Source organism: Borreliella japonica, from assembly GCF_900099615.1.
GTDB classification, from domain to species: Bacteria; Spirochaetota; Spirochaetia; order Borreliales; family Borreliaceae; genus Borreliella; species Borreliella japonica.
Genome location: NZ_FMTE01000002.1, coordinates 58,730 through 82,948, shown reverse-complemented (window position 1 = coordinate 82,948; position 24,219 = coordinate 58,730). Strand labels below are relative to the sequence as shown.

At 27.4% G+C, this 24,219-nt stretch carries 20 protein-coding genes and 1 tRNA gene; 19 read left to right on the top strand and 2 right to left on the bottom strand.

Features of this window, described 5'->3' with window-relative positions; all coding sequences use genetic code 11:
* Positions 1-58 precede the first annotated feature (58 nt).
* The 11 genes from nadD to BLO14_RS00275 all read left to right on the top strand — a co-directional run bounded on the left by nadD (position 59) and on the right by BLO14_RS00275 (position 9,769).
* Entirely contained in the window at positions 59-640 is a 582-nt protein-coding gene (gene nadD / locus BLO14_RS00325) for a nicotinate (nicotinamide) nucleotide adenylyltransferase (protein WP_091971602.1), read from the top strand.
* A complete protein-coding gene (locus BLO14_RS00320) occupies positions 637-1,821 on the top strand; it encodes an LCP family protein (protein WP_091971599.1) in 1,185 nt (394 codons plus the stop codon). The genes nadD and BLO14_RS00320 overlap by 4 nt, the downstream gene beginning before the upstream one ends.
* Entirely contained in the window at positions 1,796-2,146 is a 351-nt protein-coding gene (rsfS, locus tag BLO14_RS00315; protein ID WP_091971597.1) for a ribosome silencing factor, read from the top strand. The genes BLO14_RS00320 and rsfS overlap by 26 nt, the downstream gene beginning before the upstream one ends.
* Before the next feature lie 103 nt (positions 2,147-2,249).
* A complete protein-coding gene (gene spoVG, locus BLO14_RS00310) occupies positions 2,250-2,543 on the top strand; it encodes a DNA-binding protein SpoVG (RefSeq protein WP_091971594.1) in 294 nt (97 codons plus the stop codon).
* 61 nt (positions 2,544-2,604) lie between these two features.
* Positions 2,605-2,676, top strand: a tRNA-Gln gene (locus BLO14_RS00305).
* 23 nt (positions 2,677-2,699) lie between these two features.
* Entirely contained in the window at positions 2,700-3,248 is a 549-nt protein-coding gene (locus BLO14_RS00300) for a 50S ribosomal protein L25/general stress protein Ctc (RefSeq protein ID WP_091971591.1), read from the top strand.
* 4 nt (positions 3,249-3,252) lie between these two features.
* On the top strand, positions 3,253-3,819 hold the full coding sequence (gene pth / locus BLO14_RS00295) for an aminoacyl-tRNA hydrolase (protein ID WP_091971588.1): 567 nt from the start codon (positions 3,253-3,255) through the stop codon (positions 3,817-3,819).
* The gene (tilS, locus tag BLO14_RS00290; RefSeq protein ID WP_091971584.1) at positions 3,819-5,141 is read left to right on the top strand and encodes a tRNA lysidine(34) synthetase TilS; all 1,323 of its coding nucleotides are present in this window, start codon (positions 3,819-3,821) and stop codon (positions 5,139-5,141) included. Before pth ends, tilS begins: the two co-directional genes overlap by 1 nt.
* Entirely contained in the window at positions 5,138-7,069 is a 1,932-nt protein-coding gene (gene ftsH, locus BLO14_RS00285) for an ATP-dependent zinc metalloprotease FtsH (protein WP_091971582.1), read from the top strand. The genes tilS and ftsH overlap by 4 nt, the downstream gene beginning before the upstream one ends.
* 6 nt (positions 7,070-7,075) lie before the next feature.
* Positions 7,076-8,560, top strand: coding sequence for a hypothetical protein (locus BLO14_RS00280; protein ID WP_091971579.1), 1,485 nt, complete (start codon positions 7,076-7,078; stop codon positions 8,558-8,560).
* A gap of 105 nt (positions 8,561-8,665) precedes the next feature.
* Positions 8,666-9,769 carry a thymidine kinase gene (locus BLO14_RS00275; RefSeq protein ID WP_091971576.1) on the top strand — a complete coding sequence of 368 codons (1,104 nt, stop codon included), beginning with the start codon at positions 8,666-8,668 and terminating at the stop codon, positions 9,767-9,769.
* Here the strand turns inward: BLO14_RS00275 and BLO14_RS00270 are convergent.
* A complete protein-coding gene (locus BLO14_RS00270) occupies positions 9,766-10,395 on the bottom strand; it encodes a hypothetical protein (protein WP_091971573.1) in 630 nt (209 codons plus the stop codon). The genes BLO14_RS00275 and BLO14_RS00270 overlap by 4 nt on opposite strands.
* A gap of 13 nt (positions 10,396-10,408) precedes the next feature.
* Entirely contained in the window at positions 10,409-11,017 is a 609-nt protein-coding gene (gene tmk, locus BLO14_RS00265) for a dTMP kinase (protein ID WP_091971570.1), read from the bottom strand.
* An 84-nt stretch (positions 11,018-11,101) separates the two neighbouring features.
* Between tmk and BLO14_RS00260 the strand changes: the two genes are divergently transcribed.
* From BLO14_RS00260 to BLO14_RS06060, 8 genes are all read left to right on the top strand, one after another.
* Positions 11,102-15,505 (top strand): translocation/assembly module TamB domain-containing protein, encoded by a 4,404-nt coding sequence (locus BLO14_RS00260; RefSeq protein ID WP_091971567.1) that lies wholly within the window; start codon positions 11,102-11,104, stop codon positions 15,503-15,505.
* Between the two features lie 17 nt (positions 15,506-15,522).
* On the top strand, positions 15,523-17,976 hold the full coding sequence (bamA, locus tag BLO14_RS00255; RefSeq protein WP_091971564.1) for an outer membrane protein assembly factor BamA: 2,454 nt from the start codon (positions 15,523-15,525) through the stop codon (positions 17,974-17,976).
* Positions 17,977-17,995: 19 nt separating this feature from the next.
* Complete coding sequence (locus BLO14_RS00250) at positions 17,996-18,529, top strand: OmpH family outer membrane protein (protein ID WP_091971561.1); 534 nt, start codon at positions 17,996-17,998, stop codon at positions 18,527-18,529.
* Between the two features lie 258 nt (positions 18,530-18,787).
* A complete protein-coding gene (gene mutS / locus BLO14_RS00245) occupies positions 18,788-21,376 on the top strand; it encodes a DNA mismatch repair protein MutS (RefSeq protein ID WP_091971559.1) in 2,589 nt (862 codons plus the stop codon).
* A gap of 1 nt (position 21,377) precedes the next feature.
* The gene (locus BLO14_RS00240) at positions 21,378-21,995 is read left to right on the top strand and encodes a ComF family protein (RefSeq protein ID WP_091971557.1); all 618 of its coding nucleotides are present in this window, start codon (positions 21,378-21,380) and stop codon (positions 21,993-21,995) included.
* Positions 21,996-22,095: 100 nt separating this feature from the next.
* Positions 22,096-22,533, top strand: coding sequence for a ribosome maturation factor RimP (gene rimP / locus BLO14_RS00235; RefSeq protein WP_091971555.1), 438 nt, complete (start codon positions 22,096-22,098; stop codon positions 22,531-22,533).
* Positions 22,534-22,546: 13 nt separating this feature from the next.
* Positions 22,547-23,995 carry a transcription termination factor NusA gene (gene nusA / locus BLO14_RS00230; protein WP_091971553.1) on the top strand — a complete coding sequence of 483 codons (1,449 nt, stop codon included), beginning with the start codon at positions 22,547-22,549 and terminating at the stop codon, positions 23,993-23,995.
* 2 nt (positions 23,996-23,997) lie between these two features.
* On the top strand, positions 23,998-24,219 hold a 222-nt coding region (locus BLO14_RS06060; RefSeq protein WP_159427406.1), incomplete at its 3' end, for a hypothetical protein.

Genomic DNA, 24,219 nt, shown 5'->3' with positions numbered 1-24,219 from the left:
TATTTTTAGGACTTGGTTTTTGGATGTCAAATTTATTTGATTTAAGGAAAAATGATTCATGAGAATTGCAATATTAGGGGGTACTTATAATCCAGTTCATATTGGGCATATTTTTTTGGCTAAAGAGATAGAGTGTTTATTAAATGTTGATAGAGTAATATTTATTCCTACTTGTAATCCGGCTCATAAATTGATTGAGGAGAATGTTAGTGTTCAAAATAGAATAGATATGCTCAAGCTTGCATTAGAGAATGAAAGTAAAATGTTCATAGATGATTGTGACATAATAAATGGCGGTATAACTTATACTGTTGATACTATTTCTTGTGTTAAGAAAAAATATAAAAACGATAAACTTTTTTTGGTTATTGGTGATGATCTTTTCCAAAATTTTGATTCATGGAAAGATCCCCAAAGTATTGCAAGCTCTGTTGATCTTGTTATTGCTCACAGAGTCTACAAAGAGAGGCTAAAGAGTTCTTTTAAACATATTTATGTAGATAATAAAATAATACCGATCTCCTCATCAGAGATTAGAAGTAGAATTGCTAATGGATTTCCTGTTAGCTATTTGCTACCCTTTGGTGTGTTAAAATACATTAAAGATAATAATTTATATGTTAAAAAGGTAAATGTTTGAGAAAGGATTTAATTTTTTTAGTTTTAATTATTCTGATAATAGCAAGTGTAGCAATTTTTTTTATTAGAAGTTCTAAGAAAGAGTTGGTTTACTTCGAGCTTAATACAAAGAGCAATATTAGTTTTTTGTTTCTGGTAGAAGATCTTAACAAAAATCTTGTAAGTATGCAAGAAATTTTTATCAATATAAAAACAGGAAATATTGGTTTTTTAGACATTCCAGTTCATACTGGATATGAAGATTTAAAAGGTAATATATCTTGGTTTAAAGATCTTTACAAAAAAAATTCTTTTAATAAGTTTTTATCTAAAATTTATACACAATTGTCCCACGAATCAGATTATTATATTCGTTTTCAAAAAGAAAATTTTGTTAAACTTATTGATTACTTAGGAGGGGTTAGACTTCTTGTCAAAAATCCAGTAAAAATTTATAGTTTTGAGGATTCTATTTTGATACCCTCTGGTACTTCTAATTTTGATGGTGATAAAGTTTATGATTATTTGAGATATTTCAATGATGTTAATCAATTTGAAGAGAGAATTGAGTTTTTTAAAGAGTTTTTTAAAAAACTTCTTTTTAAAATTTCAGATTTTGGTATTGAAAATGACAATTTTTTTAAAATCTATTCTATGCTAGATACTAATCTTTCAGAGGTTGTTTTTAAGTATATTGTTAAAAATTATAAAATAAATAATGATAAAATTATTTCTATTAATATTAAAGGACAAGAAGAGATTTTCAAGGATAATGATAATAATTTGATAAAGGTGGTTTTTCCTTATTATGGAGGCGCTATTTTAAAAGAATCTGTGGACAAATTAAATAAAGAGTTGATTAATGAAGGCGCAGAAGAGATAGTAAAGATTATTATTCTAAATGGAACAAAAGTTGCTGGACTTGCAAAAAAAACAACAAATATTTTTAATTCTTTAAAATTTAAAGTTTTAAAATTTGGTAATGCAGATAAAAATTCTTATAAAAATACCTTGATTATAAATAATTCGGATAATTTAGAAATGGCTGTTAGAGTTGGGGAGGCAATTAAAACCGCGAATATTAAGCCAATTTCTGAAATTCAAGCTAAAAGATTTTTAGAGCTTGATAATCTTGATATTAATCCCGATGTAATAGTTGTTTTAGGAGATGATTTTGATGGAAGATACGTTAAAAGCAAGTGATATTAATGCTTTATGCAAAATAATAAGCGATTTTAATGGAATTAACGTTATAGGTATTAATGTTAGCAATATTTGCAATTGGACTGATTTTTTTGTAATAGCTACTTTTGTATCATTTAAACAGATGGAAGCTTTGTATGCTGATAAGATAGTTAAATTTTTTAAAGAAAAAAAAATTAATCTTAATGTCCAAGGAAAGGGATTAGTTTATGATTGGACTGTTGTCTCAGCTGAAAATTTGGTAATTCATTTAATGAGTGAAAAGTCTAGAGAATACTATGATCTTGAAAAAATATGGTCTAAAGGAATTATTATTTATCCTTAATTACTGTTTAATTAAAAAAACTAAAAATATCATAAAAATATGTTTACAAAAAATAGAAAATATTTTAGATTTAAGGTATGTACTTTTTGCGGGAGGCTTATAAGTGGATATTACAGACATAAGGATTAAGAAAGTTGAAGGTAAAAATTCTGGTTCTAAATTATTAGCATATGTTGCAGTTACTTTTGACAATTGCTTAGTTCTTCACAATATTAGAGTTATTAAAGGGCAAAAGGGAGTATTTATTGCTATGCCTAACAGAAGGACTAGAGTTGGTGAGTATAAAGATATTGTGCATCCTATTAGTCAGGACTTTAGGAAAACTTTGCAAACTTCTATTTTTAAGGAATATATAAGAGAAAATCCAGCTGATCTTGAGCTTGAATTAGATTTTTAAATAATTATTGACAAAGCGTGTTGTATCTTGTATGCTTGTCAATTGTAAGTATTAAGGTATTTGGGACGTCGACAAGCGGTAAGTCAACTGGTTTTGGTCCAGTCATTCGAGGGTTCGAATCCTTCCGTCCCAGTATTTTACATTAGGAGTTTTTTGGTGGAAAATAGCAGGGTTTTAAGTTGCCAATATAGATCAAGCTTTGGGTCTTCTAATGCTCGCAGAATAAGAGCTAAATATGAAATACCAGCCGTTGTTTATGGACAGGGTAATGATGTTTTACATTTGAAAATCAAGAGTAGTGATTTTAATAAGAAATTTGCAAAGTTTACAGATAATACTGTCTTAATATTAGATGATGGCAAGCTTGAAAGATGTGTTTTTGTTAAAGATGTTGCGGAAAATGTTGCCCGCAAGCTTATTTATCATATTGATTTTTACGAGGTAGATAGGCTTGTTGAGCTTGAAAAGCATGTTCCTATTAAGCTTGTTGGAGCTTCTGTTGGGGTTAAAGAAGGCGGAATTTTGACTGTTTTAAAAGAGCAAGTTAAGGTAAAGTCTTTGCCCTTAGATTTGCCAGAGTTCATAGAGCTTGATTTAACCCCTGTTAATAAAGGAGACAGTGTTCTTCTTAAAGATCTTGTGTTGCCTTCTAATGTTAAGCTTGCAGAAAATGACGAAAATTTGGAAGTTGTTATTATAAAGTGATTTTATGGGGTTGTTGATACTTGGATTAGGAAACCCTGGATTAGAATTTTCTTTAACTAGGCATAATGTTGGCTTTTCTCTTTTAGATAAAATTGTTTTCAAGAATGGTCTTTTTTTAAAGAGAAAAAAAAAATATGAATATTCAGAGTTAAGAATGATTTCTCAAAGAGTAGTTTTGGTTAAGCCGTTGACTTATATGAATCTAAGTGGATCTTTGTTTCCTTCAATATTTTCAGATTTTTGTATGTGTGTGAAGAATTTATTAGTGATTCTTGACAATGTTGATCTTCCTTTGGGGAAATGTAGACTTAAAGAGCGGGGTGGTATATCTACCCATAATGGACTTAAGTCAATTTCAAGTGTTCTTGGAAGCTCTAATTATAGTAGGCTTTATATTGGAGTTGGAAGCAATGTTATGCGCGATATAAAGAGTTTTGTTCTTTCTAAATTTTGTAAAGACGAAATAGATAGGCTTGAAAAATTATATGACTTTTTAAGTGATGAGTTAATTGATATTAACGAAGCCAATTTTAAAAATAAAGTGCAAAAAATCAATTCTAGTAATTTTTAATGCATTTTTTAGACGATAATATCCAAATTAAAATAGATAAATTTTATAAAAAAAATTCTTTAAATAAAAATCGGGTTATTGTTGCTTTTTCTGGAGGGGCTGATTCTACAACTTTATTATTGAATTTGAAATATTATTTGAGCAATAATATTGTTGCATTTTATTTTGCCCATTTTATTAGATCTGATAATGAGCAAAATCAAGAAATAGAGCATGTAAAGAGGTTTTGTAATTTCTATAATATTGCTTTGCAAATTAAAAAATGTGATATAAATATAAAAAGTGAGTCGGTTAGGTTGGGAGTATCTATTGAAGAACTTGCAAGGAAATGCAGGTATAATGCTTTAGAAAATGCTCTTAAAGAAAATGGTGCAAATTATATTGCACTTGCTCATAACGAGAACGATCAGATTGAGACAGTAATTATGAGATTTTTTCAAGGATCTTTTTTGGATGGTCTTGCAGGTATTCCTGGTGTCAATAAAAATATTATAAGACCTTTACTCGAGGTTACAAGACTAGAAATTGAGAATTTTTTATCTTTGAATAATGTTAGCTTTTTTGTTGATAGTACAAATGCTAAAGATTTATATCTAAGAAATAGGATTAGAAATAATTTACTACCTTCGATAAAAAATATTTTTAAAGGGTATGAAAAATGTCTTAAGAGAATATCTGAATTTTCAAAGGAATTTACAGATTATTTTGAAAAAGATGAATTTTTTCCTGTTGAAAAGGGTAAATACTATTATTCTTTTGATTTGAAAACTTTTTTAGATTTTCCTAGATATTTAGTGTTTAGATTGATTTTTAAAATTTTAAATTCAGAAGGAATTGTAGCTAAGGTTTCTTATAAAGCTCTCAATGAAGTATTTAAAGTAGAGCTTGATAGAAAGAAGAACAATGTGTTGTTAAAAACCAATGATTTTATTTTAGAAAAAAGGCATAATAAAATTAATTTGATTTTTAAAAGAGATGAACAATTTTACAAACCTTTTGATTTTATTTTGGAAGTTGGTAAATGGCATAGTTTATCTTTAGGTAAGATTTTGCTAAAATGTTTAGAGTGCAATGCAGCTTCTGTGTCAAGGTTAAAATGTTGTTCTTATGAGTTTAGATATAAATTTTTTAAGGATAAATTTAAAGCTAAAAAGTTTTTTTCTAAGTTTATAAGGTGCAATCCGATTTATTTAATGTTATTAGCATTAGATAATAGATTAATTGGAATTATTGATTTAAATACTTTAAACTTAGTATGGAGCGAAAAAAGTATTCTTAAAAAAATTAGTATATCTTTGATTGGAGGACTTTTAAAGGAATGAATGGCAATAATAATACGAATAACAATGGAAAATCTAATAATAATAATAAAAAGAAGAATAAAAATTGGATTTTAGGGCTTGTTGTTATTTTTTTAATTTCTGCAGTATTTATGTCATATTTTATAAGAGGAGGGGAAAGTTATAAAAATGTTCCTTATAGCACTTTTCAGAGTTATTTGGACAATGGTTTAGTTGAGTCTGTAGTAATAATTGATAAAAATTTGATTCAATTTGTTGTTAAGGGTTCTAACTTTGCAAAATCTTATTTTTCTACAAGTATTCCTTATCTTGATATAAATCTGCTTTCAGAGTTAAAAAGTAAAAAAGTTGAGCTTAGCTCAGGAAAAAGTCAAGCTTCTTTGATTGGGGTTTTATTACAAACTTTGCCATGGGTTTTATTTTTTATTTTCTTTTTCTTTATATTTAGGCAAACTCAAGGTGGTGGTGGAAAAGTTTTTACATTTGGAAAAAGTAATGCTCAAAAGTATGAAGCTGGAAAGAATAAAATTACCTTTAAAGATGTGGCTGGTCAAGAAGAGGTTAAGCAAGAACTTCTTGAAGTTGTTGAATTTCTTAAAAATCCAAAAAAATTTGAAAAAATAGGTGCAAAAATCCCTAAAGGAGTGCTTTTGGTTGGTTCTCCAGGTACTGGTAAGACTTTGCTTGCCAAAGCCGTTGCTGGTGAGGCTGGGGTTAGTTTTTTTCACATGTCAGGTTCAGATTTTGTTGAAATGTTTGTTGGAGTTGGAGCAAGCCGTGTTAGAGATTTATTTGATAATGCTAGAAAAAATTCTCCATGCATCATTTTTATCGATGAGCTTGATGCTGTTGGTCGTAGTCGTGGTGCAGGGCTTGGTGGTGGTCATGATGAAAGAGAGCAAACCCTTAATCAGCTATTGGTTGAAATGGATGGATTTGGAACACATACCAATGTAATTGTTATGGCAGCCACAAATCGTCCAGATGTTCTTGACTCTGCTTTGCTTAGGCCTGGTCGATTTGACAGGCAAGTAACAGTTTCTTTGCCTGATATTAAGGAAAGAGAAGCAATATTAAATATCCATTCTTCAAAAACAAAGCTTTCAAAAGATATTAATTTACAAGTAATAGCAAGAGCTACTCCTGGAGCTAGCGGTGCTGATCTTGCAAATTTAATTAATGAAGGAGCCTTAATAGCTGCAAGGAATAATCAAGATGAAATTTTAATGAAGGATATGGAAGAGGCTAGAGATAAAATATTGATGGGAGTTGCTAAAAAATCCATGACTATTACTGATAGGCAAAAGCTCGAGACGGCTTATCATGAGGCAGGTCACGCTTTGCTTCACTATTATCTTGAACATGCTGATCCACTCCATAAGGTTACTATTATTCCAAGGGGCAGGGCACTTGGTGTTGCATTTTCGCTTCCAAGGGAAGATAGACTTTCAATAAACAAGCACCAAATTCTTGATAAAATAAAGATATGTTATGGTGGTTATGCTAGCGAGCAAATAAATTTGGGAGTTACAACAGCGGGTGTTCAAAATGATTTAATGCAAGCTACTAGTTTGGCTAAAAAAATGGTTATGGAGTGGGGGATGGGTGAAGAAGTTGGTCCAATATTTTTAGTAGATGATGAAACACCCATTTTTCTTCCAAAAGAGTTTTCAAAGTCTAAGGCTTATTCTGAGAACACTGCTGATAAAGTTGACAAAGAGGTAAAAAGAATACTTGAGAAATGTTTAAAAGAGGCATCAGATATTCTTGTAAAGCATAAAGATCAACTTGTTAAGCTAGCAAAAGAACTTGTTTTGAAGGAAACTTTGACAGACAAAGAAGTGAGAGAGCTTTTGGGGTTTGAAGTAAACAAAGATGAATATGATTTATTTGTAGTGGATTCTACGGCAAAAGAAGTAAAGGAGGAAGATACAAAAAGCCAGGGGTAAGTGTTTATGTTTTATTTAAAGATGGGTTTGATTCTTTTTATTTCTATAAACTTAGAAGCAGCTTTAATCGAAGAAGATGAAGGTATTTCAAGTATTCTTTTCAATGAGTATAAAAATTTTTCCGATTTTCAAAAAGGAAATGATTTAATTTATGGATCTCTTGATTTTAATTTGCTAGCTTCGGATTCTCTTTATGAGCTTGCATTAAAAGAGGATATTGATTTAATAGATAGGATTTATTTATTAAAAAAAGCAATTAATATTAATAATTTTAAAGCAACACCCCTTAAAGAAATATACACATATTATTTTGCGTTGCTTTTAAGGCAAAGTGAAAATAAGAATATGTATAAAGAAATTATTTCTTTGTATGAAAATTTAAATGAAGAGTTGCAAATAGATAAAGATTTAATTTGCATGAGACTTGAAGCTTCCGGAAGACTTGAAAGTTTTGGGGATGCTTTTAAAAAAATTTTACTTAAAGCTTTCTCATTGTATGGCAATGATTTTTTATTTTTTAAGTGGTTTTTAAAAGAAGATAGGTTTTTTTTTAGCATTTTTAATACGATTAAATCTAAAGAAGATTTTTTCTTTACAGCTGAAAATATTAATTATATATTTAGAAATTCAGATTTTAATTATGACAATTCTGTTTCTTTATTTTCTTTTCTTAAGGGCAAAATTAAAGAATATAATGGAATTCATAGTATTTATTTTTTAAAATATAAACTTTTAGATTCGGCTGAAGCTTATAGTGCTTTTAAAAAATTTCCTCCTGAAACAATAAATGAATATAAAATGTTTTATGATCTTTTAGAGGATCCCGACATGAAGAGTGAATTTTTAGAAGATTGTAAAAGATTATCAGGAATTTATTGCATTGATAATAAAAATAATATTGCCATACTTAAAGATGGAGTTTTGGTAGGTATTTTTTCGGGAATAGTAGATTTTAGCAATAAATTTAGCTTAAATAATAGATATTTTAATAAAGTTTATTTTAAAGACAAGTTTCCAGTTTATTATGAGAATGATTTGCTTGGTTATAAAATAAATTATTCTGCTTATCCTTACGTTGATATGATTGAGGTTCAATATCCCGATAAAAGGGATGTTTATACCTTTGCTTTGCATACTTTTAAGCTTAATCTTTTTAACAATTTGGACTATGATTTTAATAATCTTGGTATTAAGGAATTGTTCTTGACGGACATTAAAGATTTTTTTCTACCTTCCGCTTTAAATTTATTTTTTGAAAAAATTTCTGTTTTAGATATTAGATCAAGTTTAATAAGTAAAAAAAAATATTTTGGATTTAATTTAGTAGAAATTAAAAATTATGTGGTTGGAAGTTTGGTTTCAATTTATAGAAAAGTTAATGGCTCTAAAAAATTTAATTATATTGAGATTTATGAGAAAGATAAATTAAAAATAAAGAAAGCTTTGTTGGACGATGATTCTTTTGAAAGTTATTATTCTTTTGAGCAATAACTTTTAAAAAAGTCCTAAGTATTAATTTTTGGATTTTTAATGTGGATGTTTTTTCTATGTTCTTTATTTGTATGATTGAGGTTGAATTTACTTCAGGGGGAATTTTTGGGTTTTTGCTTAGATTTTGCTAATAAAGAAGATGCTCAATTGAATAACATTGTATCTATTAGTCATTTTGACTTTAAGATCAAAATGAATTTAATTCTTGTAGTTGGGCCTATGGGGAGTGGAAAAACAGAATATGCCGCAAAAATTTATAAGGATTCTCTTGTCGTAAGGAAAAAATCTTTCAAAGTGTTAGGCAATATTATTAAAGGAAATAGAAGCAGGGTTAATGTATTTTTTATTAGAAATTTTCTTGACAAGAGGAGGTTTCAGGATTTTCCAGAGAATGTAATACCATATAGAGGTGGTGGAAAAGATAAAATTGACGAGATTGGTTTTGCCAGTAGCTCTTTTGATATTGAAAACTTAATAGCTTCTAATCCCAGTTGTGGTACTTTTATTATCGATGAGGCATGTTTTTATGATGAACGTTTGATTTTTGTTTTAAATAAAATTTCATCAAATGAGAATGTTTTATTTATATTGCCTACATTGCTTTATAATTTCAGAAAAGAATCTTTTAATGATACTGCTAAACTTTTGGTAGAATATTCAGATAAAATTTATAAGCTTGGGGCTTATTGTGGTCATATTGATTGCATGGAAGAATCTTTTTTTTCGTATAGGTATTATTTTTACAACAACAAAGAAATTCCAGCCCCTTATTTTGATCCTCTGCTTATTGTTGGTGGTGATGAAGAGATTGAATCTACTATTTACCCAAATTACGCTACAAGATGTTCAATGCACCATTATCTTGTGGGCAAAGAATATTTTTTTTCTTTTTTAAAGCCATTTGCCTTGTTATATTCACAAGGAGATAAAAAATTTCTTGAAAATGAAATTGTAGCGTTAAGTACTGATGTTGAAAATTCTAATTTTGCAAATTCTTTAAATAGTGAGAAAATGTGTGAATTTAGAGCTGAAATTTTAAGAAATATTTTAGAGTTGCCTTTTTTAGCAGAAAGAGCGTTGATAACCCTTTTTTCAGAATATAGTATTTTGAGTAAAGATAATTTTAAGGATCTTGTTTTTGAATTTTCTCTAAATAAGGATTATATAAATAAAATTTTTTTTTCCAGAGAGGGCAAAGAATTTTTTTAATAATAGTTTGAGCTTTTTTCAAAAAATGCTTTAGTTTCAGCAATTCTCAGCAGTTCTTTTTTAATAATGTCATAGTAATTGAACTCTTTAAGGGAAATTTTATGATATTCGTTTTCCCAGTTTGTTATTCCGTCGTTTTCCAGTTTAACAAATTCATATTTTTCAAGATTTTTATGGTATTTTAGTGCTTCATCGTAGTAGTTAATAGCCATTTTATATAATTTTTCTGATTTTTCTAAATTTAGAATAATTTCATTTTTTTCTGGAGTTTTGAAAAAATATGAATTTCTTGTGTCGAATAAATCTCCTAAATATAAATTTTGCTTAACTAGGAGCAGATTTACATGCATTTTGAAAAGAAGTTTATATTTAGTCCACTGCTCTTTTGTTTCTATTCTAGTTAGTGAGTATTTTGGATTGCCAAATGGATATTTTAAGGCTTTTTGAAGAAAAAATATATTTTTTTTATAGTTTTCAGGGTTTCTTTTCATTTGAGTGTTAAAGATTACATACCATTGTTCTGCATAATAAAATTTGGACGATGCATTTATCTTTGCAACTGCTACTAAAAGAAATAAAATTAAATTTATTTGGAAAGTGGTATTTTTAAAAATACAATTAATCATATGACTAATTATATTAGAATTTTATTAGATTAAAAATTTTTTTTGCGTTTTTATCTAAATTATCTTTTGTTGAGTTGTCAATGTAAATCACATTGATTTTTTTTTCTAGTTTTTTAAATGTTTTTAAATATTGTAGAGCAATTTGTTCAAAAGTTTTGTATTTTTCAAGCTCAAAAAGGTCACTTTGTGTTCTATGTTTTTGTATTCTTTCATAAGCTGTGTTTAGATCTGTTTCAATAAAGAATACCTTTTCAGGCAATGGAAAATTTTTATTTAATTCATATCCCAATTTTCCTTGATAGGCAATTGATGAGAATAAATAGCGGTCAGTTATTATTTTTATAGATTTTGTGTTTAATATTTCTAATATTCCACCTTTTTTATATAAATGATCGTGTCGATCTGCTGCATAAAGATATGCAAATGTTGATTCTTTTAAAGGATTTTTAAAATTTATTAATTGCTCTTTTATCATTTCTCCAATTATTCCACTTGATGGTTCTTTTGTAAAATAGTATTTTGATTCATCGTTGCAAAGAGTTTTTAACTTGTTGATGATGCTTGTTTTTCCGCTTCCATCAATTCCTTCTACGCAATAAAAGTTTTTTAATATTTTAATCACAAATATTTTTTTTCCTTTCTTTTAATGCCAACAATTAGGTTATTGATAATTATTATATAATAATAATTATCAATATATGAGTGTATGAATTTGGAGTTTTTTAGAAATAAGACATTTTTATTGTTGATTTTACCATTTTCCATTTTTGTTTTAATAATTTTTTCTATTAATCTATTTGTTCAAGTTCAAATTTATTCTGCAAAGTTTTTTGTTGTAAAATATCTTGAATCAAAATTTGGCTTTAGTATTAAATATGATAAAATTTCACCTTATTTTTTATCATCCATCAAAATAGACGGTTTGGAGCTAAGCTTAGATGGAAAAGATAAAATATTGATGGATGTTGTTAGGGTAGATTTAAATCTATTCAAATTAATTTTAGGTGATGAAGATATTATTTTAAATGTTTATGTTAAAGGGAGTAATTTGAATTTTGATATAAACGATTTTAGTTTATCCGATGATTCAAATTCCAGGAATGTTTATTCTGAGAATGAAAATGCAATTTTCAATAAAATTTTACACTATCTTTATAGACTAAATATTAATTTAGAAAATATTAATATTAATATTAAGCTTAATGAAAATAATAGTTGGTTGAATTTTAAAGTTAAAAATTTTTCCTTAAGCACCGTAGATGAAGATTTTTTATTCAGTTCTGTAGTAGATTTTAGTTTTGTTAAAAATTTAGGAATTAATTTACCGTCTGAAGGAGTTGATGATGGAATTTTAGATTCAACTTTCTATTTTGAGGGGAAATTCAAAAAAGGCTTTGAGGATGGTTATGTTAATTTTAGTTTTTTTGAATTTAAAACAAGCTATTTTTCTTTACTTGAGCAAGGATTCCAAATAAATTATTCAAAAGGAAATTTAAAAATTTTTAATTTACAAAGGGATAATTTTGATTTTAATTTAAGTTACGACAAAGATAATGGTTTTATTCGATTAGATGCTTTATTTTTCAATGTTAATCTTTTAGATTGGATTAAGTTAAACAAAGATTTTGAAGTTTATAAAGATTATTTTGATATAAGTTTAAATGGCCAGTTGGCATTTTCTTATGATTTTAAAGATAAAGATTTAAGATATGCAGGAATAATAGACTCTTCTTTGAATGTAGATACTATAGGTAAAGAAATTCAAGGCTTACAACTTGAAATTAAAGGAGATGATAATATTGTAAGTGTTAAGAATGCATTTTTAAAGCTCAAAAGAGGTGTTGTAAATTATAAAGGTTATTATTCTATAAAAGACTTGCTTCCAATAGGCCGTCTTAATTTTAAGTCTGCAAAAATTTTAAACTTTAACGACTTAAATGGGTATTTAGATTTTAAAAAAGATAAGAATATTTTTTCGGTTAAGTCTGATAATTTTAGTCTTGGAAATCTTAATTTCCAAAATTTAAGTTTAAAAACTTGGTTTTTAAAGGATAAAATTTTTGTTGACTATTTGATTTACTTAGAAAATGAAAATTCTGAAATTTCTTTAAAAGGCGATCTTAATGATGAAGAATTTTCTTTCAATTTAGGCATTAAAGAGTTTCCTTTGCTTTTTTTAAAAGAAGTTATTCCTAGTTCTTATTTAATAAATCTTTTTCCAAAGACTTTGCTTTCAGGTAAATATTTAAATTTAGTTTCTGATTTTAATTTGAATAAATTCGATTACCATAAAAATAGATTAAAAAAATTCAATTTTATAGTATTTTCAAAGTTAGATAATTTTAAATTCGTTTTTGATGCTAGTGGAGAAAAAAATTTTTACAAATCAAACAATTTTGATTTGCAATACAATGAGCACAATTTGCATTCCAGTTTATTTTTTGAGCTATTTGAAAATGGATTTAATGTTAGCAGTAATTTTTCTTATTTGGATAAAAATTATCCTTTGCACTTCAATGTTAATCTTAAAAATAAGTTTATTGTTGCCGAATCTCCTCTTGGCATCAAATTAGATTTCAATTATTTTGATTCCAAGATAATTTATGCCCTTAATGTTAATGATTTTAGGGTTTACAATAAAACTTCTGATCTTTTGATAAATATAAATTTTCATGGGAACTATTTAGGCCTTAATGAAGATTTGAAATTTAAAATAGATAAGTTTAGTATAATAAAGGTTTCTAAAATATCCTCTTATAATTTTAATTTTGGTTTTAAGGGTTTATATGAATATGATAAATTGTATATTTCCGATGTTAAGTTCGTAAACAAGCTTTCAAATTTGCAAGGATATGGACAATTCAATTTAAAAGATGATTTTAGTGGAAGTTTGAATTTATTTTCTAGCTTAAATTCAGAACGATATTTTTTAGGGGTTAATTCCGATGAATATGGAAGTTATTTTTTGCTTAAATTTCAAGATTTAGATTTTTACAATTTTAATTCTTCATCTCTTTTAGAAGGGAAGGTTAATGGTAATTTTTTGCTGAATTTTAAAAAGAATGATTTTAAAAATTATTCTTTGAGTGGATATCTTGAAGCCGATAAATTAACTTTATTGGGTATTCCCATGCAGTTTTCTATGAATTTAGGATTGTTGGACAATAAACTCAACATATATGATATAAAAGCAAAGCGCAATAAAAAAGAATTTCTTACTGGCAGTCTAAGATATGATCTAATCAGCTCTATAGGTGTATCTAATATAGTTTTTAATAGCGACTTACTTTCTTATAAGTTTAATGCAAATTTTAGAAACTTTGAAAGTAAGGATGAAGAGCGATTTGGAGTTTTGAAAATCAAAACAGAGGGTGAATTTTCCTTTAGAGATGTTAAATATAAAAATGAGTTTTTATCGAATCTTACGGTCGAATTTAGTAATGATTTTGAAAAATTTAATATGGCTTCAATTGATTATGATCTTATTGATGTTTTATATCATTATGGTAGTGGAGAATATAGTTTTATTTTAAAAGATTATTTGCCTATTAGTTTTAATTCGTCAGGCAAAATAATTAAAAATAAAATTCTTGGAAATGTCAAAGATATTAAATTTGATTCAAAAATAATTACTAAAGATTTTTTAGATTCACATTTTTTATTTAATATTGACAATCATTTGATTCTTTATGATCTTGTTTTAAATGGTGAATTTGATATTGATGGAGATTTGTATAATCCTAATATTAACGGGAGTTTAAATATTCAAAAAGGATCAATAAGTACTGAGTATTTAAGAGCTTCTAGAAAGTTTGGTGGTGATAGAATTTTAGAAATATTTGATATGCCGGTTGAAATTAAGGACAATAAAATCATTTTTAGCAATGAGTTTAATCTAGATAGATACTCTAAGATTTTTGTTTCTACTAGTTTAAATTTAAATTTTTTAAGTGATACTATTATTGATTATTACAAAATAGATATTAATGTGACTGGCAGGACAGGAGTTCCTATTAAATTTGACAAAATTGCTTTAAGTTTTACAGGTTATGCTTTAGGTGATTTTTCAATTGAAGGAAATGCCGATGAAATTATGTTTAAAGGCATTTTAAATATTTCAAATGCTTGGGTTTATTCTCTTGAAAGTTCTATTGTTGATTTATTAGTAAATCCCTTCAAGCAATCAAAAAGAGCGCAAACGGTTGATATTAATGCCCGAGATTTTGATATTTTGACTCATCTTGAGATAAATTTTGACAGCGGTGTTACTTTCCATTGGCCAGATAGTAATATTTCGTTTTTACAAGCTACTATTTCAAGAGGGGATAAGCTTGTAATAAAATCTGACACAAAAACAGATGATTTTATTCTTAAGGGGGATTTAAATATTGCAAGTGGTTTTGTTAATTATAATAATAAAAAATTTATCTTTAAAAGTGGAGCTTATATATCTTTTAATGAGAGCAGAACTAAATTTGATCCATGGATCAAAGCGGAGGCTACAAATACTATTAAAGATAGAAATGATAAACTGCTTGTTACAATAAGTATTGATAGTCCTTTGAGCTTATGGAAAATTGAGTTTATGTCTTATCCTCCTAGGACCGAACAGGAGATTAAATATTTGCTTTCAGGCTCAACAATGGGAGGATCTGAGGGGGGATTGCGATCGGCAGGGACTAATGCTGCTGAAATGGCAATTGGAATAGTAAGTGACATTGCTCTTGATTTTTTAATTCAACCCATTGAAGATTATATGCGTTCTGTATTAAACTTAGACTTGTTGAGTATAAAGACAGATATATTGAAGAATTCTATTAATAGTAATTTTTTTAAAATTGGGAATCCTACTTTTGTTGATGTTCTTGACAATACAAGTGTTAAGGTAGGGAAATATCTTGTTGAGGGCGTTTTTATTAGCGGCGGCTTTGGTTTTTTGAAAGAACAAATGACCCCTTTTTCAAAAGATTTAAATTTTGTTGTTAATTTGGGTATTGAGTTTGATTCTCCATTTTTTTTGGTTAATTATGAGTTTGATTATAATTTCATGAAGAAAGGTTTAGATGGGATAGGAAATAACATAGGTATTTCTTGGAAATTTAAATATTAAATCGTTAAGAGGTTAAGATGGGTTCAATTAGAGGTTTGGTTTTTATAAGTTTTTTAATGTTTTTTGTTGTTTTTAGTTTTGGTCAAGTTGAAAATTACAAAGGAAAAATAATAAAGAGTATTAATTTTGAAGGACTTAAGAATAAGAAAGAGGTAGATTTTATTAATATTTTAAAACCTTATATTGGCGTTGCATATTCTAATGAAATTTTTGATAAATTGCAAATTGATCTTTATTCTCTTGATTATTTTTCGGGTCTTATTAATCCGGTGTTCAAAATAGATGGTGAGGATCTTTTTATCACATTTATTGTAAAAGAAAAATCTTTAGTTAATTCTGTTATTTTTTCTGATAGCAGTAGAGTTTTTTGGAATAGTGAACTTGTTGAGAAAGTAAATATTAAGGTTAATGAGCCTTTAAATCTTGTAAGTGTTAACAAAGGTCTTGAAAAACTTGAAGAAATGTATAAAGACATGGGATATTTTGAGGTTTCTGTAAATTTTGAAATCAAAGAAGAAGAAAATTTAGTTGATATTATTTTTAATATAGTAGCTGGCCCCAAATATGTTGTTAAAGGGATTGACTTTGAAGGAAATTTAAGCTTTAAAAGTAGCACTTTGAGAAAATCTTTAGCATCAAGAGTAGCATCTCTTTTTTCAGATGGTAAATATTTAAAAAGCAATGTTGATAAGGACAAGCGTCAACTAGAGTCTTTTTATAAAAATAATGGATATATTGATATTAAGATTATCAATAGTACTATTGATATTAAAGATTCTCAAAGGTTAGAAAAGGAAGTTTTTTTGAAATATTTTCTTTCAGAAGGCAATGTTTTTAAATTTGGGAAGCTTGAAATTTTTGGTAATTCAGTTTTTAGTTTGGAGGAATTAAAAAGTTTTATTACCTTTAAGGAAGGCGATATTTTTAATAATTCTAAATTTGAACAAGATTTTGACAAAATTAAGGAAAGTTATTTCAAGGAGGGGTATATTTTCACAGAAATTATTCCTTCACAAAAGATAAGAGGGGAATTTATTGATTTTTTAATTAATATTTTAGAAAAAGATAAAGCCCACATTGAGTCTATTACTGTTTCTAAAAATAAGAATACAGCTTCGCATGTAATACTTAGAGAAATTCCTCTTCAAGAGGGAGATGTTTTTAGTTTGGATAAGTTTAGGATGGGTATGGTAAACCTACAGCAGCTTGGTTATTTTTCAAATGTAACCCCCGATATTGTTCCAAGTGGTACAGAAGGGCTTATGAAGATAAATTTAAACATTGAAGAGCGAGCAACAAGTAATTTTGGATTTGGTATGAATTTTGGAGGCAATTCAAATTCTTCGTTTCCATTTTCAATATTTGGACAATGGGAGCTTTCTAATTTTTTGGGTGAAGGTTATTATTTTGCTGCAAGACTAAATTTATCTTTTTTAGAGCAAAGTCTTAGTTTGACATTTAGAGATAATTGGTTTTTTCAGAAAAGATGGACTTTAGGTGGATTTGTAGATTTTTCACATTCTGTTAATACTGCTTATCAGGATATTAATGGACCTATTTTTTCTGGTAAAAGAGAAGTTCCTGATCCATTTACAAGTTGGGAAGAATATCAAGATGTTAAAAGCTTTTCTGATTTTAATGCTATGAATTACTCTTTGCTTAAACTTAGTTTTGGTGGTTTCACAGGGTATACTTTTTCTAATTATCTTGGTAAGCAAACTTTTCTTGGTACTTTACAAACCGCTTTAAAATATGTTTTTTATGATAATGAGGTTAACAGACCTTCAAATTATTATTTAAGAGATAATTACAAAACTTTTAGATTTGAAAATTCTCTTAGTTTGAGTGTGGCTTGGGATACAAGAAATTCCACTTCTTTATCTAATAATGGATTTTTGCTTAAGCAGCAGTTTGATTTTTTCGGAGGATTTTTATTTGGTCAGAGCCATTTTATTAAATCTGCTACAACCTTTGAGAGATATTTTTCTCTTTTAGGATATGAGGATGTGTTTACTCCCTATTTTGATATTATTTTGACCTTAAGGAGTGTTTATTCAAACATATTGCCTCCTCTTGGCAATGGTTTTGAAATTGAAATTCAACCCCATCACCACATAGTTCTTAGTGAAAATTTTATGCAGGCTAGAGGTTGGGGGATTTTAAAAAATATTTATAGTTCCTTTGTAAATACTGTGCAGATATCTATTCCTTTGTTAAAAAATATTTTAGTTTGGGATGTCTTTTTTATAGATTTTGCTTCCTATTCTTTAGAGGGGCAAGAAAATTCTTTATTTAGACCTTTTAGCAGTTTTGCTTTTAGCTGGGGAACTGGAATTAGAAGTCTTTTGCCTCAGTTGCCACTTTCTTTTGTAATAGCTTATCCTTTTTATTTTGACAATGATAAGGCTAACAGTTATTACAAATATTTTTCTGGGTTTAAATTTTTCTTAGGAATTGAGATGAGATATTGATAATACTGTGGAGAAATTTGTGTTTTTTTTAATTTTGCCTTTGTTTTTTTTATTGTCTTTTAATGTTTTTTCAATAGATGTTGTTAAAATAGGTATTGTTGATTTTGATAGAATTGTGATTGAAGTTTTAAATCCTCAATTAAAAGCTAATCTTGATCAAATAAAAAATCGTTATCAAGAACAAATAAATACTTTAAATTTAGAGCTTAAGAATTTGAGAGAGATGTATGATAAATCTATTGCTGATAATGATTTAGATAATGCAAGATCTTTTGGGAATCAATATAATTTGAAAGTTGATGAACTAAAGAGAGTTTCTAGTTTAGCAAAGAATAATTTAGAACAGCAAAGATTGACCAATATTAATAGTTTGAATAATAATAGTGAATCTTTAAGCAAAATACTTGGCGGTATTCAATATGTCGCAGAAATTAATGGATTTTCTTTGATTATGAAAAAAAATAATCCGTATATCCTTTACCATAACAGCACTGTTGATATAACAGACAATGTTATTAAGTATCTTTTAGAAAAAGATAATAAAAATCCTTAAGATTTTCCTTTTAAGGGGTTGCTTTTTTTCAATCTGTAATTAGATTGTAAAATTCTTTTTTTATTTTTTATTAATCTTTGATAGCAGGGTAAAATGTGAAATTTTAGAATTGATTTAAATATGATTTTGGATTATTTAAGTGCTTTTTATTTAGATAGACTATTTTAAAGTCTTTTTCTCAGTTTATATTCTTTATTTTTAATTGAATTATATTTACTTTATAATATTGATTAAAATTCAATATTATTTAGGAAGCATATGGAAAAAAATGTTACCCCAATGATGAAGCAATACTTAGATATCAAAAAAAAATATAAAGATGCTATTATTTTTTTCAGAGTAGGAAGTTTTTATGAAATGTTTTTTGACGATGCAATTGAGGCAAGTAAGCTTCTTAATTTAACATTGACAAAAAGAGAAAATGTTCCAATGTGTGGAGTGCCTTGCCATACTAGCAAGGAATATATAAAGAAATTAATTTTATTTGATAAAAAAGTTGCAATTTGTGAGCAGGCTACTAATTCTTCTTCTGGGGGAGGGCCTTTAGAAAGAGAGGTTGTTGAAGTAATAACCCCAGGAGTTATTCTTGATGAAGATTTTTTAAATGACGATGTTAATAACTATTTAGTTGCTATTAGCGATTATAAAAATTATTATTCGTTTTCTTATATAGATTTATCTACTTCTAGTCTTGGAATAATGTTTTATGGGGATAGCTTTTTAGAAAAACTTAAAAGGGATCTTGAGAAATATTCTCCTAAAGAGATAATAGTTTCTGAAAACTTTTATTATGAATACTTAGAAAAGCTTAATCTTAATCGGTTTTTAATTAACAGGGTTCCCGCTTGGCATCTTGACAAGGATATTGCGATAAAAACAATAAAAGAGCATTTTAACATACTTGGATTGAGTTCTCTTGGATTTGACGAAGAAAAGCCTTATTATATTTCAACTTTTCTTATTATAAATCATATAAAAAATAATTTAAAAAATTTATTAAGTAATATTGATAAAATAGATATTAATAATGATTCTTCGTATATGTTTCTTGATGATGTAACTCAAGTGAATCTTGAGCTTGTAAAAAATAATAATGATTTTTCTTCTCAATACTCATTGTATTCTGTTTTAAATGATTGTAAAACCGCAATGGGAAAGAGACTTTTGAGGGAATTTATTTTAAATCCGATTTTAAATATTTCTGATATTAATGCTAGACTAGATCATGTTGATTTTTTTTGCAAAAATATTAGCTTAACTGTGAATTTAAGAGAAGCTTTTGTTAATATATGGGATATTGAGAGAATAATATCTAGGATTCAGATGAAAAGATATATTAAAAAAGATTTTTTATTTATTGAAAAAGCTCTTTCTGTATTTTTTTTGGTAAAAAAGTTATTTGACAAGCATAATTTTGATTATTGGAATTTTGATAAGTTTGAAGAGGGTAGTATTTCTAAAGTATATTTTTTGATAAATAGTTCAATTTCGAGTTCACCCGATGAGCTTATTAAAAGAGGCTATGATTTAAAGCTTGATAGTTTAAAAGATTTAAAGATTAATGCAAATAAATATATTGATGAATATCTTGAATCGGAGAGATCGCTTAGTAAAATCAATAATTTAAAGATTAGAAAAACCAATAATAGGGGATTATTTTTTGAGGTTACAAAGAGTAATTATGCTCAAGTGCCACCTCATTTTATGGAAAGTCAAACTTTAAGTTCTGCAAGAAGATATAAAACAGAAAAACTTATTTCTCTTGAAGTAGATATTAATAATGCTGAAGACAATGTTGTTGCTTTTGAGCAAGAAATTTTTGATGAAATAGCATCAAATGTTGTTAAGCATAATAAAGTTCTTAAGAAGGTTGCAGCATTTTTTGCATATATTGATGTGGTTGTTAACTTTGGTTATTTGGCAAAGAAAAATGAATATAAAAGGCCTGTGTTGACATCTGATAAAGAAATTTTTCTTGACAAGTCTAGACATCCTGTTGTTGAGCACTATGTGAAAAGCACTGAAATTTTTACTGAAAATTTTGTAAGGATTGATAAAGAAAGGTATTTTTGTTTAATTACTGGCCCTAATATGGCAGGTAAATCAACTTATTTGCGTCAGGTGGCTTTAATCACTTTAATGGCACATATAGGTTCTTTTGTGCCTGCTGCTAATGCTATAATAGGTATTACAGATAAAATTTTTTGTAGAATTGGAGCAAGTGATAATATTGCCAAAGGAGAGTCTACTTTTTTGGTTGAAATGAATGAAACAGCCAATATTTTAAGAAATGCAACAGAAAAGAGTTTAATAATTATGGATGAAGTTGGAAGAGGTACTAGTACAAATGATGGACTTGCTATTGCTTATTCTATTATAGAATATATTTTAGAGTATATTAAAGCTAGAAGTTTGTTTGCAACACATTTTCATGAACTATCAGCTATTGATCATAAAGCCTTTATTAATCTTTCAATGAAAATTGAAAAGCAAGGCAATGATCTTGTTTTTTTAAGAGAAGTTGAGGAAAAGCCGTCTCTTAATTCTTATGGGATTTATGTTGCTCGCATAGCAGGACTTCCTTTAAGGGTAATAGATAGAGCCAATGTTATCTTAGAAAGTTTATTGAGTCGAAAGAGTAGCTCTTGTTTAGAATTTCTTCCTTATGTCTCTTATGATAGCTACGATAGAGAAATTTTGAAAAATGATGCTGATGTTAATGTTAAATTAAATGAGTATTTAGAGTTAAAAAATTTTATTTCTAATATAGATATTAATAATATTACTCCTTTTCAATCAATTGAGCTACTAAATCAAATTGTTTTAAAAGTTTCTCAGTCCAGTTAGCATGAGCTATTTAAATGTTTTTAAAAGTATATTTTTGCCTTTTTGTGTTTTTTGCAGAAAAAGATATGTATTTTCTAATGCTCTATGTGATCAATGTAAGTTGCTTTTTAATTTTAAAATTAAATTTGATGAGAATTTAATTTATTTTTTTGACTATAAAGAGCATTACAAATCTTTAATTTTGTCTTACAAAAGAGATGGACAAAAGTCAATTGGTAGATTTTTAGCAAGTGAAATTGCTAAATGTTTGAATAAGATTGATTTCGATCAAATAGTAACCGTTCCTTGTAGTTTTAAAAGAAAGTTATTTTATGGTTTTGATCACATGGAATATATTGGTATTTTATTAAACCGATTTGGTTTTAATTATATAAATATTTTTTCAAGAAAGTATGGGAAAAGTCAGAAGTTAATGAGAGGCAATCTCAGATTTAGAAATCTTGAAAATAAAATTAAATTAAGATCAAAGTATAAAAATTTTCAATTTAAAAAAATTGTTTTGCTAGATGATATTGTTACTACAGGAACATCTATGCGTATTTGTGAAGACCTTATTATACAATTTGGAGCTTATAAGGTTATAAAGCTTTCTTTGGCCAAATCTTATAATTTGGTTTAATGTTGACATTATTTTTTCTAAGTGTTAACCTTGACTTAAGGTTTAGTTATGTATTTAATAAGGTTCTTTTAAAAGAACCTTATTAATTTTAGGAATGTAGTTGATTAAGCATTTTGATAAAAGTAATGAAGTTTATAATTTGATAAAAAATCTAACAGAACGTTTAAATGTTGAAATATTAGAAATTAATATCTTTAGAAGTAAAAATAGTGGAAAAATTCAAATAGTTCTTTATAGTAAAAATTTTTCTTTAGGCATTGATTTGCTAACTGATTTGCATAAAATGATTTTATTAATTTTGGAAGCAAGTCTTAAATATAGCTTTACTTTGGAGCTTTCTACGCCAGGAATAAATAGAAAAATAAAAAGTGACAGAGAGTTCCAAATTTTTGAAGGTAAAAAAATTAAGTTAATGCTAGATAATGAATTTGAAGAGGGTTTTATATTAGAATCAAAATCGAAAAGTTTTATTTTTAAAACAGACAGCAAAGAATTAAGTGTTTTTTATAGCGATGTTAAGAAAGCCAGATTAGTTTAAGGAGGAAGTTTGGATGATAAAGGGTACGGGGCATATGATTGTAAGTATTGCAAATGATCGCGGTATGAGTGTAGATTCTATTAGAAAAACAATTAAAGAATCAGTATTGATAGCTTATAAAAAGTATTTTGGAAACAATGAGAATGCTTTTGTTAAGTTTGATGATGATACAGGGGATTTGACGGTTTATGCTAAAAAGAAAATTGTAGAAGAGGTGAAAGATTCTTTACTTGAAATCTTAGAAAAAGATATCTCAAAGGAAAATATTGTAGAAGGTGACTACGCTTACATTGAAATTAATCCTAAGATTTTTGATAGGCTTTCTATTCAAGTTGCAAAACAAAGAACCAAAAATGATTTGCAAGGAATTGAGGATAATGAGATTTTATCTGAATTTAAAAGCAAGTTGAATAAAGTTGTTATTGGGTATGTTCAACAAAATAGAAATGGTGATCTTTATGTTAATCTTGGTAATACGGATGGTATAATTCCTAAAAAATATCAGTCGCCAAGAGAAGTTTATAGCCTTAATGATAAGATTAGAGTTTTAGTTTATAATGTCAAAAAAGGTAAAAATGGTATTGAAGTTATTCTCTCTAGAACTCATCCTAAGTTTATTGAAGAGCTTTTAGCGCTTGAAATTCCTGAAATTGAAGAAGGTATTATTAAGATTCATAAAATAGTTCGTGATCCGGGGTACAGAATCAAAGTTGCTGTTTATTCCGAAAAAGAAGAGATTGACCCTGTTGGTCCTTGTATAGGGCAAAAAGGAGTCAGAATTCAATCTATAATTAAGGAACTTGAAGGAGAGAAAATTGATATTATTCCTTATAGTAAGGACATTAAGGAGTTCATAAAGGATTCTTTGACTCCTTCTAAGATAGATCATGTTTATATTCTTGATGAAGATTTGCATAAGGCTTTGGTGGTTGTTAGTGATGATCAACTTTCTCTTGCTATAGGTAAAATGGGTCAAAATGTCAGACTTGCTAATAGACTTCTTGATTGGGCTATTGATGTTAAAACCAGCAGTCAATTTGCAGAAATGAAAGCTAATTCTGAGTTTAAGCAAGAAACACTCGAAATGTTTGATAAAGTTATGCAAGATGTTGTTGAAGAGGAACAATTTGAAGAGATCAGTAAAATAAGTGATCTTAAATTGCTTGATTCTTCTGTGATTTCTAATTTATCAAAAGAGGGGCTTAACGATATTAATAATTTTTTACAAGCAAATGAGGGAGTGCTTTTCAATCTTGGAGTAAGTTATGAAAAACAAGAGGAAATTAACAAGATATTGAAAGAGGGAATGATAATAATTGCTAATGATAATGGTGAGTCTATGGTAAAGAGTGAAGAAGATGAAGAGCTTCTTTGTCCTGAATGTGGTGTTGTTATTAATGAAAATATGACTTTCTGTCCGGGTTGTAAAATAGGGCTTAGTTTTGAGTTTGAGGAGGAGTAAGTTTGTCGAAAGATATTGATGATATTAAAAATGAGGATGGTAAAAAAATTAAGATTATTAAGTTGAGAAAGAAGGTAGTAAAGATTGTAACACATAACGATTTAAGTGTTAAAAATAGTTCAAATAATAGTTCTATTGATTTGCATAAGCATAATAACAAAGTTGAATATACACAAAACAGAGACAGTAGACCTGGTGGATATACACAAAACAGAGACAGTAGA

Bases quoted from the DNA above. Each gene is read 5' to 3' on its own strand.
- rsfS (WP_091971597.1), top strand. From the start codon at position 1,796: ATGGAAGATACGTTAAAAGCAAGTGATATTAATGCTTTATGCAAAATA.
- BLO14_RS00260 (WP_091971567.1), top strand. From the start codon at position 11,102: ATGAATTTGGAGTTTTTTAGAAATAAGACATTTTTATTGTTGATTTTA.
- bamA (WP_091971564.1), top strand. From the start codon at position 15,523: ATGGGTTCAATTAGAGGTTTGGTTTTTATAAGTTTTTTAATGTTTTTT.
- tilS (WP_091971584.1), top strand. From the start codon at position 3,819: ATGCATTTTTTAGACGATAATATCCAAATTAAAATAGATAAATTTTAT.
- BLO14_RS00240 (WP_091971557.1), top strand. From the start codon at position 21,378: ATGAGCTATTTAAATGTTTTTAAAAGTATATTTTTGCCTTTTTGTGTT.
- BLO14_RS00270 (WP_091971573.1), bottom strand. From the start codon at position 10,395: ATGATTAATTGTATTTTTAAAAATACCACTTTCCAAATAAATTTAATT.
- BLO14_RS00280 (WP_091971579.1), top strand. From the start codon at position 7,076: ATGTTTTATTTAAAGATGGGTTTGATTCTTTTTATTTCTATAAACTTA.
- nusA (WP_091971553.1), top strand. From the start codon at position 22,547: ATGATAAAGGGTACGGGGCATATGATTGTAAGTATTGCAAATGATCGC.
- nadD (WP_091971602.1), top strand. From the start codon at position 59: ATGAGAATTGCAATATTAGGGGGTACTTATAATCCAGTTCATATTGGG.
- ftsH (WP_091971582.1), top strand. From the start codon at position 5,138: ATGAATGGCAATAATAATACGAATAACAATGGAAAATCTAATAATAAT.
- mutS (WP_091971559.1), top strand. From the start codon at position 18,788: ATGGAAAAAAATGTTACCCCAATGATGAAGCAATACTTAGATATCAAA.
- pth (WP_091971588.1), top strand. From the start codon at position 3,253: ATGGGGTTGTTGATACTTGGATTAGGAAACCCTGGATTAGAATTTTCT.